Here is a 15,936-nt window from a genome sequence, read left to right on the forward strand (position 1 = left end):
AGACACAGCAGGACCCGGCTTCGGCCGGGTCTTGTTGTTTCTGCGGCCTCGAATCCAGCCTTGCCTGTGCAAAGGTGACCGTTCGTCGGGATTTTGTTCGTAAAACCAATGAGTTGCCGTATTCATTGAAAGTGGCGCTTGAAAGCTGGCGCGGCATTGCTAAACTCGCCGCGTCACTTCCTTCCGTGGATGCCCCTCATGCTGCGCTCTGCATCGGCCGCCGTCCTGGCGCTGGCCCTGGTTCCCGCCGCCCACGCTGCGGTCGATTGCTCGGTCAACACCAGCGCCTCGCCGCTGCCGTTGCCGGCCACGACCATCGCGCCGGTGGCCGACGAGCTGTACATCCGTGGCAACCAGCTGGGCATGCCGGCCGGTGTGCTGAGCAGCAACTACGATCCGTCGCAGTCGCTGGACCAGGTGCTGCAGCGTCTGCGCATCGATGGCTGCCAGAACATCGCCAAGGCCATCCCGAGCGCACCGGCGGTGAAGCCGAACGATCCGGCGGCGTACAAGCCGCAGACCGAATTCGACAACACGCCCTGGCGCTTCGACATGAGCCAGAACGGCAAGCGCATGACCGCCGAAGAGTTCGACGCCTGGATGAAGGCGCGTGGCGTGCGCGTGGTGAAGGCCCGCCCGGCACCGGCCGCCACGCCGGCCGCAGCCGAAGCACCGGCTGAAACCAAGCCGGTCGACAAGAAGTAAGCGCTGCGGGGAGCAGAGGCTTGCGTACGCGCCGCCCGCCTGCATCCCCCGCCGCCCGCTCCCACGCAACGCGTGGGCGTGCGACTCCCGCTGCCACGCCCGCCGGTGTCCGCCATGGCCTGGCGCGCGTGCTGTCCAAGGCGGGTGTCTGTTCGCGCAGCGAAGCCGCGCGCTGGATCGCCGATGGCCGTGTGCGTGTTTCCGGACGCATCGTGCGTGATCCGGAATTTCCGATTGGCCAGCCGGCGCCGCCGATCGAGGTTGACGGCCAGCCGATGGGCGCGCCGCAGCGCCTGTATCTGATGCTGAACAAGCCACGTGGGGTGGTGACCACCGTGCAGGACGAGCGTGGCCGCGACACCGTCTATCGCTGCTTCGATGGCGCCGGCCTGCCGTGGATCGCCCCGGTCGGGCGGCTGGACAAGGCCAGTGAAGGCCTGTTGCTGTTCAGCAACGATCCGCAATGGGCCGCGCACCTGACCGATCCGGAAACCGGTCCACAGAAGACCTACCACGTGCAGGTGGACCATCTGCCCGACGAGGACACCCTGGCTGCGTTGCGCGCCGGTATCGAGGACGAGGGCGAGTTCCTCGTCGCCCAGGCCGTGCGCGTGCTGCGCAGCGGCGACAAGACCGCGTGGCTGGAGGTGGTCCTCGACGAGGGCCGCAACCGTCACATCCGCCGCCTGCTGGCGGCCTTCGACCTGCAGGTGCTGCGCCTGGTCCGGGTCGCGATCGGTGGGCTGCAGCTCGGCGATCTCGGCAAGGGACAGTGGCGGGTGCTGGAGGTCGGCGACCAGCAGCGGCTGGGGGCCGCTGCAACGGGCTGATCATCGCCCGCGGCCGGCAGTTGCCGGCCACCGTTCCAGGCGTGGGGGCGTCTGGTTGTTGAATTTCCCGAACGGAGCCTGCCCATGTACCACCTGACCCTCAACCCAACCCTGCGCTGTGCAGGCCTGCTGCTGCCGATGGTGCTGCTGACCGCCTGCGGCGGCCACAAGAAGGTGGCCAGGGCCGAAACTCCTGCCGAGACCCCGGTGGTGGAAGTAAAGGCCCCGGAACTGGATGGCCGCGGCAGCTACCGCTTCATGATGAGCAACGGCGACCAGAAGATGACCGCCGACCAGTTCGATGCCTGGATGAAGGCCAATGGCATCCGCGTTGCCAAGGGCAATGGCCAGGACGCTGCCGCCAAGCCGGTGGTGGTGGCCAGCAAGGACGAACCGAAGGGCAAGAAGAAAAAGAAATGACGCCTGTGGGTGCCGACCTGGGTCGGCACGCCTTGCCTGGTGGGGTCAGAGCCCTTTCCTGCGGAAAGGGATCCGACCCCGGGGCGGTCAGCCTTTGATCACGCCCAGCTCGACACCGATGCGGGTGAACGCATCGATCGCGCGGTCCAGCTGTTCACGGGTGTGCGCGGCGCTGATCTGGGTACGGATGCGCGCCTGGCCCTTGGGCACCACCGGGAAGAAGAAGCCGATCGCGTAGATGCCTTCTTCCAGCAGGCGCTCGGCGAATTTCTGCGCCAGCGGTGCGTCGTAGAGCATCACCGGGCTGATCGGATGCACGCCCGGCTTCACGTCGAAACCGGCGGCGACCATCTTCTCGCGGAAGTGGCGGGTGTTCTCCACCAGGGTGTCGCGCAGGTCGTCGGCGGCGGCCAGCATCTCGAACGCCTTGATGCCGGCGGCCACCACGTGCGGCGGCAGCGAGTTGGAGAACAGGTAGGGGCGCGAACGCTGGCGCAGCAGTTCGATCACCTCGGCACTGGCGCAGGTGAAGCCGCCCAGCGCGCCGCCCATGGCCTTGCCCAGGGTACCGGTGATGATGTCGATCTTGTCCAGCACGCCCTTCACTTCGGCCGAGCCACGGCCGGTGGCGCCGAGGAAGCCGGTGGCGTGGCACTCATCGATGTGCACCAGCGCGTTGTACTTCTTCGCCAGCGCGGTGATCTCGTCCAGCGGCGCGATGAAGCCGTCCATCGAGAACACGCCATCGGTGGTGATCAGCTTGGTCTTGCAGCCGGCGGCATCGGCAGCCTGCAGCTGCGCTTCCAGATCGGCCATGTCGCAGTTGGCGTAGCGGAAGCGCTTGGCCTTGCACAGGCGCACGCCGTCGATGATCGAGGCGTGGTTCAGCGCATCGGAAATGATCGCGTCGTTTTCGCCGAGCAGCGGCTCGAACAAGCCGCCGTTGGCGTCGAAGCAGGCGGCGTAGAGGATGGTGTCCTGCTTGCCGAAGAAGTCGGCGATCTGCTTTTCCAGCTGCTTGTGCAGGTCCTGGGTGCCGCAGATGAAGCGCACCGAGGCCATGCCGAAGCCGTGGGTATCCAGCGCGTCCTTGGCGGCCTGGATCAGGTCCGGATGGTCGGCCAGGCCCAGGTAGTTGTTGGCACAGAAGTTCAGCACCTTGCGGCCGTCGTCGAGGGTGATCTCGGCCGACTGCGGGCTGGTGATGATCCGCTCGGACTTGAACAGGCCCTGGGCGCGGATGGCGTCCAGTTCCTCGGCGTAGTGGCGGGTCAGGGCGGAGGAGGCGTCGGTCATGGCGTGGGCACGGCTCAGCACGGGGAAACCACTGATTCTACCGGGCAACGGCGCCCATCGACCGGGCCGGACAGGGCCCCGCCACCGGCGGCACATGTTGCATCGCAATAGCAAACGGGTTAAAAATTCGTGAACCCCGCCTGTCTAGCGCCGGTTGCCCGCTCCCCCTCCCGCCCCCGCCACCCTCGGAGACGCCCATGAAGCATGCCCGTGCCTGCCTCGCCATTGCCGCCGCCCTGACCCTTGCGCCGTTTGCCGCCAGTGCCCAGGACAACGAATCGCCCTACAGCTGGAACGTCACCGCCGTGTCGGACTACCTGTTCCGTGGCGTGTCGCAGACCGACGAGAAGCCGACCCTGCAGGCGGGCTTCACCTACACCTCCCCGGTGGGCCTGTACGCCGGCGTCTGGGGATCGGGCGTGGACTTCGGTCCGGGCGACCCGAACACCGAGGTCGACTACCAGATCGGCTATGGCGTGGACGTCACCCCGCGCGTCAATTTCGATGTGCTGCTGAACCGCTATACCTACATCGGTGCCAGCAACCAGAACTACAACGAGCTGGTTACGACGACCACGCTGGACGAGACCTACAAGCTGACCGTGGCCTACACCAACGACCAGTGGAACAGCGGGACCGACGGCTGGTACTACGGTGTCGGCGGCCAGTGGGGCCTGCCGCGTGACTTCACCCTCAACGCCAACGTCGGCCGCAGCAGCTTCGAGAAGGGCCTGGCCAAGGACTACACCGACTGGAACGTCGGCGTCAGCCGCCAGTTCGGCCTGTTCAACGTCGGCCTGGGTTACTACGGCACCGACAGCAATGGCCGCGAGAACTCGGGCAAGCTGGCACACAGCCGCGTGCTGCTGACCGTGGCGGTCGGGAAGTAACGCCGCAGGCGTTACGGTAGGTGCCAGGCTTGCCTGGCACGCTCTACGAAAAAGGCGCCCATCGGGCGCCTTTTTCAATTCCGCAGTGTTCTTGATCCCATCCGGGGGAGAGCCCCCTTGTTGTTCCAGGGGGCGCGCCAATGGCGCGGGGATAAGAAAACATGCGCGGACTGATTCAACGTGCCGAGGGCACGGTGAATCAGTTCCAGCTCAGCACGACCTTGCCGGCCTTGCCTTCTTCCATCAGGTCGAAGCCCTTCTGGAAGTCGTCGATCGGCAGCTGGTGGGTCATCACCTTGCCGAGCGGGAAGCCGGACAGCACCAGCTGGGTCATCTTGTACCAGGTCTCGTACATCTTGCGGCCGTAGATGCCCTGCACGGTCAGGCCCTTGAAGATGATCTTGTCCCAGTCGCAGCCGGCGCCCTTGGGCATGATGCCGAGCATGGCGATCTTGCCGCCGTGGTACATGCAGTCGAGCATGTCGTTGAACGCGCGTGGGTTGCCGCTCATTTCCAGGCCCACGTCGAAGCCCTCCATGTGCAGTTCCTTCATCACGTCCTTCAGCGACTGATTGGCGACGTTGACCACGCGGGTGGCACCCATGTCGGCAGCCAGCTTCAGGCGGAAGTCGTTGACGTCGGTCACCACCACGTTGCGCGCACCGATGTGCTTGCAGATGCCGGCGGCAATGATGCCGATCGGGCCGGCCCCGGTGATCAGCACGTCCTCGCCGATCACGTCGAACTCCAGCGCGCAGTGCGCGGCGTTGCCGTAGGGGTCGAAGAAGGCGGCCAGCTCGGACGGAATCTGGTCCGGGATCGGCCACAGGTTGCTGGCCGGCATCACCATGTATTCGGCGAATGCGCCGTTGACGTTGACGCCGATGCCGACGGTGTTCGGGCACAGGTGCGGGCGGCCGCCACGGCAGTTGCGGCAGTGGCCGCAGACGATGTGGCCTTCGGCCGAGACGCGCTGGCCGATCTCGTAGCCGGTCACGCCCGGGCCGATTTCGGCAATGCGGCCGACGAATTCATGGCCGATGGTCAGGCCCGGCTTGATCGTGCGCTGGCTCCACTCGTCCCACAGGTAGATGTGCAGGTCGGTGCCGCAGATCGCGGTCTTCTCCAGCTTGATCAACACCTGGTTCGGGCCCGGGGTCGGTACCGGAACCTCTTCCATCCAGATGCCCTTGGCCGCTTCGCGCTTGACCAGGGCCTTCATCGTTTGCTGCGCCATCGGGTGGAACTCATCAGGGGGAAAACGCGGATTATAGGGTGCCGGGCGGAATTCCCATGTTGCGCTGCGGGTGCATTGGCGGAACGAAAGGCGTGCGCCGGCAGGCGTTTCGAACGTGGCCGCTGCACTCGCCGGGCATGGCCCGGCGCTACCGCCCGAGGCCAGGGAATTGTCGGGAGACGGGAGGCCAGGCCGATGCAGGACCGTAAGCGCCATGGATGGCGCGATCGAGCCCCCATGGATGGGTTTACGGCGTGTCCTGCATCGGCCTGGCCTCCCGTCTCCGTCCGATCGCAGTGGAGACGCTGAACGGTGGAAGCATCCGATTGCATGACTTCCGGGGTTCGGGCCGGGGCAGGGCGGCGGGCTACAATCGAGGGTTCCACTACCAGGGGCCGCTCCATGCGCTCGAACCTGCTTGCATTCTCCATCGTCGCCAGCCTCGGGCTGGCCCAGGTCGCCCATGCCGCTGAAGGCATGTGGGTGCCGCAGCAGCTGCCGGAAATCGCCGGCCCGCTGCAGAAGGCCGGCCTGAAGCTGTCCCCGGAACAGCTGTCCAACCTCACCGGCGACCCGATGGGCGCGGTGGTTGCGCTGGGCGGCTGCACCGCCAGCTTCGTCTCGCCGCAGGGCCTGGTGGTCACCAATCACCACTGCGCCTACGGCGCCATCCAGCTGAATTCGACCGCGCAGAAGAACCTGATCAAGGACGGCTTCAACGCCCCGAAGCACAGCGATGAACTGAGCGCGGGCCCGAATGCCCGCGTCTACGTGCTGGACCAGATCACCGACGTCACCGCGCAGGCCAAGGCCGCGATTGCCGCCGCCGGCAACGACCCGCTGGCCCGCAGCCGCGCGCTGGACGCCTTCGACAAGGCCCAGGTCGCCGCCTGTGAAGCCGAGGAAGGCTTCCGCTGCCGCCTGTACACCTTCTCCGGCGGCAACACCTACCGCCTGTTCCGCAACATGGAAATCAAGGACGTGCGCCTGGTCTACGCGCCCCCGGGCAGCGTCGGCAAGTACGGCGGCGATGTCGACAACTGGATGTGGCCGCGCCACACCGGCGATTTCTCGTTCTACCGCGCCTACGTCGGCAAGGACGGCAAGCCGGCGGCGTTCTCGGCCGACAACGTGCCGTACCAGCCCAAGCACTTCCTGAAGTTCACCGACCAGCCGCTGGGTGCCGGCGACTTCGTGATGGTGGCCGGTTACCCGGGCCGCACCAACCGCTATGCGCTGGCCGGTGAGTTCAACGAAACCGCCAACTGGACCTACCCGACCATCGCCAAGCACTACAACGCGGTGCTGAAGATGATCGACGAGGCCGGCAAGGCCGACGCCGACGTCAAGGTGAAGTACGCCGCCACTGCCGCCAGCATGAACAACGTGGCCAAGAACTACTCGGGCCAGCTGGAAGGCTTCAAGCGCATCGACGCGGCTGGCCAGAAGCAGGCCGAAGAAGCCGCCGTGCTGGCGTGGCTGAAGAAGCAGGGCGCCGCCGGCAAGCCGGCACTGGCCGCACACGCGCAGCTGGTCAAGCACCTGGACACCAGCAAGGCCACCCGCGAGCGTGACCTGTTCGTCGGCCAGTTCAACAACACCCAGGCGGTCAGCGCTGCCATCGGCCTGTATCGCCTGTCGATCGAGCGCACCAAGCCGGACGCCGAGCGCGAAGTCGGCTACCAGCAGCGCGACCTGCCGACCCTGGAAGGCGGCCTGAAGCAGATGGACCGCCGCTACGTGGCGAAGATGGACCAGCAGCTGCAGACCTACTGGCTGGACCAGTACGTCGCCCTGCCGGCCGCACAGCGCAACAATGAAGTGCTCAACACCTGGCTGGGTGGCAGCGATGCCAACGCCGTCAAGGCGCTGGTCACCAAGCTGTCGGGCACCGAGCTGGGCAGCCTGGACGCGCGCCTGAAGTGGTTCAAGGCCGACCGCGCCGCGTTTGAAGCCAGCAGCGATCCGGCCATCCAGTACGCGGTGGCGATCATGCCGTCGCTGCTGAAGCAGGAAGAGCAGAAGAAGATCCGGGAAGGCGAGTCGCTGACCGCGCGTCCGCTGTACCTGCAGGCCCTGGCCGACTACAAGAAGAGCCAGGGTGAGTTCGTGTACCCGGACGCCAACCTGTCGCTGCGCATCACCTTCGGCAACGTGATGGGCTATGAGCCCAAGGACGGCGTGGCCTACACCCCGTTCACCACGCTGGAAGGCATCGTCGCCAAGGACACCGGCGTGGATCCGTTCGATGCGCCCAAGGCGCTGCTCGATGCGGTCAAGGCCAAGCGCTACGGCGGCCTGGAAGACAAGCGCATCGGCTCGGTGCCGGTGAACTTCCTGTCCAACCTGGACATCACCGGCGGCAACTCCGGTTCGCCGGTGCTGGACGCCAACGGCAAGCTGGTCGGCCTGGCCTTCGACGGCAACTGGGAATCGGTCAGCTCCAACTGGGTGTTCGACCCGGTGATGACCCGCATGATCTCGGTCGACAGCCGCTACATGCAGTGGATCATGCAGGAGGTGGCGCCGGCACCGGAGCTGCTGAAGGAACTCAACCTGGCGAAATAAGGGAGTGCCGGCCGCTGGCCGGCAACGCCTACGGCCTGGCGGTGCAACCACGCATGGCGTGGATCTACTGCCGGACCTGAAACCCCGCGACGCAGGTCGCGGGGTTTTTTCATGCCCGCCCCGGCCCGGTGCGCCGAACAGGTATCATCCCTGTTCCGCATACTTCACAGGATGTGAACGAACGCGGAAACCTCCTTCCCCCAGGACCCCTTGCTCGCATGCGCATCCTGCTTGCCCGTCACGGCGAAACGCCGTGGAACGCCGAAGGCCGCTACCAGGGCCAGATCGACATCCCGCTTTCGCCGATCGGTGAAGCCCAGGCCCAGGCACTGGGTGCCCGGCTGGCCTCGGTGGACATCACCCGTGCCGTCGCTTCGCCGCTGTCGCGCGCGCAGCGCACCGCGCAGCTGGCGCTTGGCGCCGCCCGCGCCGACATGCTGCTGACCGAGCCGGAGCTGCAGGAAATCGCCCACGGCGAATGGGAAGGCCTGCTGGCCAGCGAAATCAACGAAAAGGATCCGTCGCGCCTGCAGGCCTGGCGCGAGGAACCGGATACCGTGCTGATGCCCGGCGGCGAATCGCTGCGCCTGGTGCTGGAACGCAGCTGGCGTGGCCTGGCCCGTGCCACCGAAGGCCTCGGCGAGCACGACACCCTGCTGGTGGTCGCCCACGACGCGGTCAACCGCGTGATCCTGTGCAAGGTGCTGGGCCTGCCGATCTCCCGCCTGTGGACCTTCCGCCAGGCACCGACCACGCTCAACCTGCTCGAAGGCCCCGACCTGGACAGCCTGGAAGTGGTGCGCCTGAACGACTGCGCCCACCACACGCCGTTCTTTGGCGAAGCCAAGCACCGCGCCCTCTGATCCATCCCCCCGCATCAACTGCTTCTGCTGGAACCGCTGCCGTGACGAACACCCCGACCACCCTGGCCGACTGGCTGGACTACATTGAACGCCAGCACCCGGCGACCATCGACATGGGCCTGGAGCGCGTGCGCGCCGTGGCTACGGCGATGGGCCTGGGCGCGCCGGCCAAGCGCACCATCGTGGTCGGTGGTACCAACGGCAAGGGTTCCACCGTGGCCTTCATCGAGGCCATCGCGCGCGCCGCCGGCTGGAAGGTCGGCGCGTACACCTCGCCGCACCTGCTGCGCTACAACGAGCGCGTGCGCATCGACGGCCAGGACGTGGACGATGCCGCGCTGGTTGCCGCGTTCAACGCCATCGAGGCGGCGCGTGGCGAAACCACGCTGACCTATTTCGAGTACGGCACGCTGGCCGCGCTGCGGCTGTTCGGCGACGCCGGGCTGGACCTGGCGGTGCTGGAAGTGGGCCTGGGCGGTCGCCTCGATGCGGTCAACATCATCGACGCCGACGTGGCCGTGATCACCACGGTGGACATCGACCATGCCGAGTGGCTGGGCGAGGACCGCGAGGCGATCGGTACCGAGAAGGCCGGCATCATCCGCGGCTGGAAGCCGGTGATCCTGGGCGAGACCGATCCACCGTCGAGCGTGCTGCGCCGTGCTTACCTGGTCGGCGCCAACGCGATCCGTGGCGGCAGCGATTATTTCTACGAGCCGATCGATGCCCAGCGCTGGCGCTGGCGCGACGTCGGCCTGCGCATGGAACTGCCGACCCCGGCGCTGGCCGGCCCGATCCAGCTGGCCAACGCCGGCGCCGCCATCGCCGCGCTGCGCGCGCTGGACAAGCCGGTGCCGCGCGCGGCGTGGGCTGCCGGTGTCGCGGCGGCGCGCATTTCCGGCCGGCTGCAGGCATTCGAGCGCGACGGCGTGCAGATCCGTGTGGACGTGGGCCACAACCCGCAGGCCGCGGGCCAGCTCGCGCGTGCGCTGAAGGCCGAGGTCTCGGCCGGGCGCACCCTGACGGTGTACGCCGCGCTGCAGGACAAGGACGCAGCGGGCGTGGTGCAGGCGCTGGAGGACGTGGTGGGCGAGTGGACCCTGGCCGGGCTGGAAGGCCCGCGCGGGCAGAGCGCCGCCCAGCTGCAGGCACGCCTGGCCGGCACGGTCGCCGCCACGGCGGCGCTGGCTGACAGCGTCGAACAGGCGCTGGCGCAGACACTGGCCCAGGCCGAACGTGGGGACCGGGTACTGGTGTTCGGCTCCTTCCATACCGCCGCCGCCGCCCTGCAATGGCTGCAGGACGCCGCCTGATACGCGTTCAGCCAACGCCGACGCCGTCCGGTCCGGCACCCGTATAATCGATGGCAATCTCCGGACAGTTGCCTGCCTCACGTGGATACGCCTCTGAAACAGCGTCTAATTGGTGCCATCGTGCTGGTGGCACTGGCCGTGATTTTCCTGCCGATGCTGGTCAAGGGACCCGCACCGGACAGCGGCGTCGCCAATGTGCCGATCGCCGCGCCGGATGCACCTGCCGATGGCCAGTTCGAAACCCGTGAACTGCCGCTGGTGGCCCCGGCGGGCGGTGCCACGGGGCTGCAGACCGGCCAGGCCAAACCGCTTGCGGAGGCCACAGCGCCCGCCACGCCGCCGACCGTGGACACGTCGCCGGCGGTTGCCGCCGGCAACTATGCGGTTACCTTCGGTGCCTACGGCAGCAAGGCCGACGCCGACGCGGTGATCGCTTACCTGAAGCGCTCGCAGCTGCCGGGCTTCGCCGAAACGACGACCATCAACGGGCGCCAGGCATGGCGCGTGCGTGTCGGGCCGTATGCCGACCGCGCCCAGGCCGAGGCGGCTCGCCTGCAGGCGGTGAAGATCCGCGCCGACGTGAAGGCCGAAGTGATCACCCTGGATGCCGCAGCGGCCAGCAGCGCCCCGGTGGCAGCCACCCCGGCACCGTCCACGCCAGGCGCCAGTACCCCGTCCGCAGCCACTGCGCCGTCGGCCAGCAGCAACCCGGTGCACAGCGAAAGCCTGCCGCCGAGTACGCCGACCGCAACGACCGCCCCGGCCGCCAAGCCGGAGCCGCCGAAGCCGGCGCCGAAGCCCGAAACCCCGAAGCCGGAGCCCAAGCCGGATGCCGCCGCCAGCAAGCCGGCAACCGCCCCGACCACGCCCGCCGCACCGGCGGCCAGCGGCGTCGGCTTTGCCGTGCAGCTGGGCGCGTTCGGCCAGGCCAACGATGCCAACGCCCTGCGCGACAAGGTCCGGGTCGCGGGCTTCAGCGCCTTTGTCGAGCAGGTGCGCACTGAAAAGGGCACCCTGCACCGCGTCCGCGTTGGGCCGGTGGCCAACCGCGCCGATGCCGAGCAGCTGAAGGCGCAGGTCGCCGCCAAGGTCGGCGTGGCCGGCATGGTGCGACCGCACCCATGACCCACGCGCAGCCCCGTTGCCAGCGCCGCCGAAGGAGCGGGGCGCCATGATCGACGTGGTGCTGCTGATCGTGATCGCCGCCTCGGCGCTGCTGGGGATGCTGCGCGGCTTCGTCGGCATCGTCATCGGCACCCTGTCGTGGCTGCTGGCCGCGTGGGCGGCCTTCGCCTTCGGCAATGACGCGGCCCATTGGTGGGCCGCCCCGGCCGCCCCGGGCGGCGAACACTTCGTTGGTGGCTACCTGGGCGTGGGCATCGGCGTGATGATCGTGGTCGCCGTGGTCGGCATGGTCATCAAGGCCCTGGTCAACCGCAGCATGCTCACCAGCCTGGACCGGCTGCTGGGAGGTGTGCTGGGCGTGGTCCGTGGCGGCCTGATCGCCGCGATCCTGCTGCTGCTGGGCAGTTTCACTCCGCTGACCGCCGAGCCTTCCTGGCAGCGTTCGGCGGTGCGCCCACTGCTGAACCCCACCGTTGCCTGGATGAACAGCAAGCTGCCGCACTGGGAGGTTGCCGGGGCCGATCTGCTGCCCAAGGCCTTGCCGACCGACGCGCTGTCCCCATCTGCATTGATGGAGTTGGGCAGGAACGCAGGCGGCGGGTTGGGAAAGCCGGGCGCGGCAGGCGATAATGGCATCCTCAATCAGGTAGTGGCAGGCAGCGGATGGCTGCGGCCTGCAAAAGCGGAACAGGGCGATTCCTACGATCCGGCCGAAGTGCGTCCGGACGCCCCAGCACTGCCGGACAGTATCGAGCCGGGCGATCCGGCCAATGTCGACCGCAGGCGCGGCGACCACCGCGGCCAGGTACGGCCACCTTCCTTGTAACTGGGCACAGCCCAGCGGAGACCTCGCACCATGTGTGGCATCGTCGGAATCGTCGGCAACCAGAACGTCGCCGGGCAGTTGTATGACGGCTTGACCGTCCTCCAGCACCGTGGCCAGGACGCGGCGGGCATCGCCACCGCCAATGGCAGCCGCCTGCGCGTGCAGAAGGCCACCGGCCTGGTCCGCGATGTGTTCGATGCCCGCACCATGTCCACCCTGGAAGGCAGCGTCGGCATCGCCCATGTGCGTTACCCCACCGCCGGTTCGGAAGGCATGGACGAGGCGCAGCCGTTCTACGTCAACTCGCCTTACGGCATCGCGCTGGCTCACAACGGCAACCTGATCAATACCGAGGCGCTGCGCCAGCAGGTGTTCGAGCAGGACCGCCGCAACGTCAACACCGATTCGGACAGCGAAGTGCTGCTGAACGTGTTCGCCTACGAACTGGAGCAGCAGCGCCAGCTCAGCCCGGAAGCGGCCATCCGCGCGGTGGCCGGCGTGCACCGCCGCTGCAAGGGCGGCTATGCAGTGGTCAGCGTGGTGCTGGGCCTGGGCCTGGTCGCCTTCCGCGACCCGCATGGCATCCGTCCGCTGGTGCTGGGCAAGCGCAGCCACGCTGAAGGTGACGAGTACATCGTGGCTTCCGAATCGGCGGCACTGGACGTGCTGGGCTTCCAGCGCGTGCGCGACGTGCAGCCGGGCGAAGCGCTGGTGATCACCGCGCGCGGCGAACTGTTCTCCGAAATCTGCGCCGAGCCCGCCGAGCACACCCCGTGCATCTTCGAGTACGTGTACTTCGCGCGCCCGGATTCGATGATCGACAACGTGTCGGTGCACAAGGCGCGCATGCGCATGGGCATCAAGCTGGGCGAGAAGATCCTGCGCCTGCGCCCGGACCACGACATCGACACCATCATCCCGATCCCGGACACCTCGCGCGATGCCGCGCTGGAAATCTCCAACGTGCTCGGGGTGAAGTACCGCGAAGGCTTCATCAAGAACCGCTACATCGGCCGCACCTTCATCATGCCGGGGCAGGGCGAACGCGTGAAGTCGGTGCGTCGCAAGCTCAACCCGATCCACCTGGAGTTCCGCAACCGCGTGGTGCTGCTGGTGGACGATTCAATCGTGCGTGGCACCACCAGCCAGCAGATCGTGCAGATGGCGCGTGATGCGGGCGCCCGCAAGGTCTACCTGGCCAGCGCCGCGCCGCCGGTGCGCTACCCGAACATCTACGGCATCGACATGCCGGCCGCCGAAGAGCTGGTCGCGCACAACCGCACGGTTGAAGAGATCGAAGCGCACCTGGGCTGCGACTGGCTGATCTACCAGGACATCGAGGACATGGAAGCGGCGGTGAGCGAGGGCAACCCGGCGCTGCGCAGCTTCGACTCGTCCTGCTTCAACGGGCACTACCCGACCGGCATCGAGCCGGGCTACTTCGAGCGCATCCAGCAGCTGCGTTCGGACGATGCCAAGCACAAGCGCCGCGCCTGAGGATCAGGCGTGGTTGATGTGCCCGACGTTGGTGGCGACCTGCTGCGCGCTGCGCAGCAGTGCCTGGCTGAAGCCGATCCGCTGCGCAAGGTTGCGCTGACCCAGGCCCATGCCGCTGCGTTCCGTGCCGGCCGCCTGAAGGTGGCTGCCGACGCGCCGCCGCCGGAGCCGATCCGCATGCCCGGCCGGCCGGCGCAGCTGGTGCTGGTGCACCCGCGCGAAGTGCCGCGGCGCGGACTGGGTGGTGTGGAAGGGCGGGCTGCTTTCATCCACGCCATCGCGCATATCGAACTCAACGCGATCGACCTGGCCTGGGATGCGGTGTACCGCTTCCGCGGCCTGCCGCCGGCGTTCCATGCCGACTGGGTCAGCTGTGCCGACGACGAATCGCGGCACTTCATGCTGCTGCGTGAGCGCCTGCAGGCACACGGCCACGACTACGCCGATTTCCCCGCGCACAACGGCCTGTGGGAAATGTGCGAAAAGACCGCGCACGATGGCCTGGCACGCATGGCGCTGGTGCCACGCGTGCTGGAAGCGCGCGGCCTGGACGTGACGCCCGGCATGATCGAGAAGCTGCGCAATGTCGGCGATGGTGAAACCGCCGATGTGCTGGAAGTGATCCTGCGCGAGGAAGTGGCGCATGTTGCCGCCGGCTCGCGCTGGTATCGCTGGTACTGCGACCGCGCCGGTGTCGAACCGCGCGCACGCTTCAAGGAACTGCTGGTGGAGTACGCCGGCGGCTACCTGCACGGGCCGTTCAACATGGAAGCGCGCCTGCTGGCCGGGTTCGATGCGGATGAGCTGGCCAACCTGGTCGAACAGGCGGGTTGATTGGCGCCGGTTGGATGCAGTTCACCCATTCGGCAACACCACGCGCTTGCCGTCCACGGTCGGCCGGTTGATGTACAACAACCCCGGCCCCGGCCGGTATGGCAGTTCGCTGACGCCGGCATCGGCGGCGTAGGTCAGTGCGGTGTCGCCCAGCGCGTCGAAATTCCAGTGCGCCGACTGCATCAGGTAGCGCCGCCGCAGCAACGCTTCCTGGGTCTGGGTCAGTGCCTGTCCGCCCACCAGCCGCCGTGCGATCGGCTGCAGGGCCGACGGCAGCTCCCAGCCAGGAACTTCGGCGGCATTGGCGGTCCATTGCACGCCGGCATTGATAGCCTGTTGCTGCATCACCTGTAGTGCGATCAGCTGGTAACGCCAATCGATCTTCCGGCGCAGCACTACCGCAGCGGTCACATACAGCACCGGTGACAGCAGCACGCTGCGGCTGCCGGCACGACGCTGCTGCTGCCATTGGTGCCAGACATCCACCCAGACCTCTTTCTCGCCCACACCCAGTTGTTGCCGCCAGCGCTCGGCATCGGCCAGTGTTTCAGCGTAGGCCGTGGTCGTCTGCAGCAGGGCCAGCGGTGGCGTCTGGTAGTCAGCCACTGCTGGCCGACGCAGTTGTTGCCGACGTGGGCGACTGAGCAGCTTGGGGCCTTCCTCCAGCTGGTTGTAGCCACCACCGATGTTGGCGTGCACGCCGGGCAGCGCGATCTCGGTGAACGGCGGTGCCACGCTGGTCAGCGGATAGTGCTGGCGATGTTCATCACGCGCGGTGAGCTGTACGACGTGGCGTGCGATGCCACTGCGCAGAGCCAGTTGCGGCTGCTCATCGGCGCGGCCGCCATTGACCGCGACCACAGTGTCGAACAGACCGATGAAGCGCAGCACCGGCGTGGCGGGGGCGAAGTCGGTTGCACAGGCAAGGCCCGAGGCCTGCAGCAGCTGCCGCCACCGCGTGCCATCCCACCCCTGCAGCTGGTTGGCGATGTCACGGGCCGAGGCAGCGCCGCGTGAAAAACCGAACAGATCCAGCTGCACGCGATGCAGCGGCTGCCGCCAGCGCGTGGACAGTTCCGCCAGCGCGGCTGGCAGCAGCACCTGCAGCACGCGCTGCACTTTCGCCCGCACGCCGCTGGCACCGATACCGAAGGCCAGCCCGATCAGATCGTCATCGGCATCATCGCGGGTGCCCACGCCTTCCACATAGATCGACAGCGAAGGCGCGGCCATCGCATCGCGGCGGCTGTCCGGATACAGCTGCTGCAGGCGCGCGATGTTGGTCAGGCCGTTGTCGTAGCTGCTGGTCAGCCGGCTCTGGTAGGTCGAATCGTCGTCGGCGCGCAGTTCGGCCGGACGCGGTTGCGGACGCTGCGGGCGACCGCGCGCCAGGTTGTGGGCATTGTTGCGCGTGCCATCGAAGAACAGGCCTATCCGCAGCAAGCCGTCATCTTCGTCCGTCTCCTGCGATGGTGCCATGTGCATCCCCCGTCGTGACTGCGTCAAAGTAGCGCGAAAACAGTGTGTGTACG

General features: G+C 67.5%; 14 protein-coding genes. 11 read left to right on the top strand and 3 right to left on the bottom strand.

Going from position 1 to position 15,936, the window contains the following annotated elements; genetic code table 11:
- Positions 1–198 precede the first annotated feature (198 nt).
- The 3 genes from QP512_RS04075 to QP512_RS04085 all read left to right on the top strand — a co-directional run bounded on the left by QP512_RS04075 (position 199) and on the right by QP512_RS04085 (position 1,955).
- Positions 199–705: a hypothetical protein gene (locus QP512_RS04075; protein WP_049468334.1), complete on the top strand. Its 507-nt coding sequence runs from the start codon at positions 199–201 to the stop codon at positions 703–705.
- A 20-nt stretch (positions 706–725) separates the two neighbouring features.
- Positions 726–1,535: a pseudouridine synthase gene (locus QP512_RS04080; RefSeq protein ID WP_286071063.1), complete on the top strand. Its 810-nt coding sequence runs from the start codon at positions 726–728 to the stop codon at positions 1,533–1,535.
- 84 nt (positions 1,536–1,619) lie between these two features.
- Positions 1,620–1,955 (top strand): hypothetical protein, encoded by a 336-nt coding sequence (locus QP512_RS04085; RefSeq protein WP_286071064.1) that lies wholly within the window; start codon positions 1,620–1,622, stop codon positions 1,953–1,955.
- 87 nt (positions 1,956–2,042) lie between these two features.
- Here QP512_RS04085 and kbl read toward each other — a convergent pair whose 3' ends face one another.
- The gene (gene kbl / locus QP512_RS04090; protein ID WP_286071065.1) at positions 2,043–3,251 is read right to left on the bottom strand and encodes a glycine C-acetyltransferase; all 1,209 of its coding nucleotides are present in this window, start codon (positions 3,249–3,251) and stop codon (positions 2,043–2,045) included.
- A 197-nt stretch (positions 3,252–3,448) separates the two neighbouring features.
- Between kbl and QP512_RS04095 the strand changes: the two genes are divergently transcribed.
- On the top strand, positions 3,449–4,141 hold the full coding sequence (locus tag QP512_RS04095) for a TorF family putative porin (RefSeq protein ID WP_286071066.1): 693 nt from the start codon (positions 3,449–3,451) through the stop codon (positions 4,139–4,141).
- A 199-nt stretch (positions 4,142–4,340) separates the two neighbouring features.
- Here QP512_RS04095 and tdh read toward each other — a convergent pair whose 3' ends face one another.
- On the bottom strand, positions 4,341–5,363 hold the full coding sequence (gene tdh / locus QP512_RS04100) for an L-threonine 3-dehydrogenase (RefSeq protein ID WP_005415442.1): 1,023 nt from the start codon (positions 5,361–5,363) through the stop codon (positions 4,341–4,343).
- A 417-nt stretch (positions 5,364–5,780) separates the two neighbouring features.
- Here tdh and QP512_RS04105 point away from each other — a divergent pair, with 417 nt between their 5' ends.
- From QP512_RS04105 to QP512_RS04135, 7 genes are all read left to right on the top strand, one after another.
- Positions 5,781–7,946: a S46 family peptidase gene (locus tag QP512_RS04105; RefSeq protein ID WP_286071067.1), complete on the top strand. Its 2,166-nt coding sequence runs from the start codon at positions 5,781–5,783 to the stop codon at positions 7,944–7,946.
- A 218-nt stretch (positions 7,947–8,164) separates the two neighbouring features.
- Positions 8,165–8,809 carry a histidine phosphatase family protein gene (locus QP512_RS04110; RefSeq protein WP_049430321.1) on the top strand — a complete coding sequence of 215 codons (645 nt, stop codon included), beginning with the start codon at positions 8,165–8,167 and terminating at the stop codon, positions 8,807–8,809.
- Between the two features lie 41 nt (positions 8,810–8,850).
- Positions 8,851–10,122, top strand: coding sequence for a bifunctional tetrahydrofolate synthase/dihydrofolate synthase (folC, locus tag QP512_RS04115; RefSeq protein WP_286071068.1), 1,272 nt, complete (start codon positions 8,851–8,853; stop codon positions 10,120–10,122).
- Positions 10,123–10,203: 81 nt separating this feature from the next.
- Complete coding sequence (locus QP512_RS04120; RefSeq protein WP_286071069.1) at positions 10,204–11,247, top strand: SPOR domain-containing protein; 1,044 nt, start codon at positions 10,204–10,206, stop codon at positions 11,245–11,247.
- A 46-nt stretch (positions 11,248–11,293) separates the two neighbouring features.
- Positions 11,294–12,073: a CvpA family protein gene (locus QP512_RS04125; protein ID WP_286071070.1), complete on the top strand. Its 780-nt coding sequence runs from the start codon at positions 11,294–11,296 to the stop codon at positions 12,071–12,073.
- Between the two features lie 30 nt (positions 12,074–12,103).
- On the top strand, positions 12,104–13,570 hold the full coding sequence (gene purF / locus QP512_RS04130; protein WP_286071071.1) for an amidophosphoribosyltransferase: 1,467 nt from the start codon (positions 12,104–12,106) through the stop codon (positions 13,568–13,570).
- 9 nt (positions 13,571–13,579) lie between these two features.
- Entirely contained in the window at positions 13,580–14,404 is an 825-nt protein-coding gene (locus tag QP512_RS04135; RefSeq protein WP_286071072.1) for a ferritin-like domain-containing protein, read from the top strand.
- Between the two features lie 21 nt (positions 14,405–14,425).
- Here QP512_RS04135 and QP512_RS04140 read toward each other — a convergent pair whose 3' ends face one another.
- Entirely contained in the window at positions 14,426–15,883 is a 1,458-nt protein-coding gene (locus tag QP512_RS04140) for a DUF2235 domain-containing protein (protein WP_286071073.1), read from the bottom strand.
- Positions 15,884–15,936: the final 53 nt, after the last annotated feature.

This window comes from Stenotrophomonas sp. 57 (genome assembly GCF_030291075.1).
GTDB lineage: Bacteria > Pseudomonadota > Gammaproteobacteria > Xanthomonadales > Xanthomonadaceae > Stenotrophomonas.

Coding starts and splice junctions, on each gene's coding strand:
- QP512_RS04075 (WP_049468334.1), top strand. CDS start 199: ATGCTGCGCTCTGCATCGGCCGCCGTCCTGGCGCTGGCCCTGGTTCCC.
- QP512_RS04085 (WP_286071064.1), top strand. CDS start 1,620: ATGTACCACCTGACCCTCAACCCAACCCTGCGCTGTGCAGGCCTGCTG.
- kbl (WP_286071065.1), bottom strand. CDS start 3,251: ATGACCGACGCCTCCTCCGCCCTGACCCGCCACTACGCCGAGGAACTG.
- QP512_RS04095 (WP_286071066.1), top strand. CDS start 3,449: ATGAAGCATGCCCGTGCCTGCCTCGCCATTGCCGCCGCCCTGACCCTT.
- tdh (WP_005415442.1), bottom strand. CDS start 5,363: ATGAAGGCCCTGGTCAAGCGCGAAGCGGCCAAGGGCATCTGGATGGAA.
- QP512_RS04105 (WP_286071067.1), top strand. CDS start 5,781: ATGCGCTCGAACCTGCTTGCATTCTCCATCGTCGCCAGCCTCGGGCTG.
- QP512_RS04110 (WP_049430321.1), top strand. CDS start 8,165: ATGCGCATCCTGCTTGCCCGTCACGGCGAAACGCCGTGGAACGCCGAA.
- QP512_RS04125 (WP_286071070.1), top strand. CDS start 11,294: ATGATCGACGTGGTGCTGCTGATCGTGATCGCCGCCTCGGCGCTGCTG.
- purF (WP_286071071.1), top strand. CDS start 12,104: ATGTGTGGCATCGTCGGAATCGTCGGCAACCAGAACGTCGCCGGGCAG.
- QP512_RS04140 (WP_286071073.1), bottom strand. CDS start 15,883: ATGGCACCATCGCAGGAGACGGACGAAGATGACGGCTTGCTGCGGATA.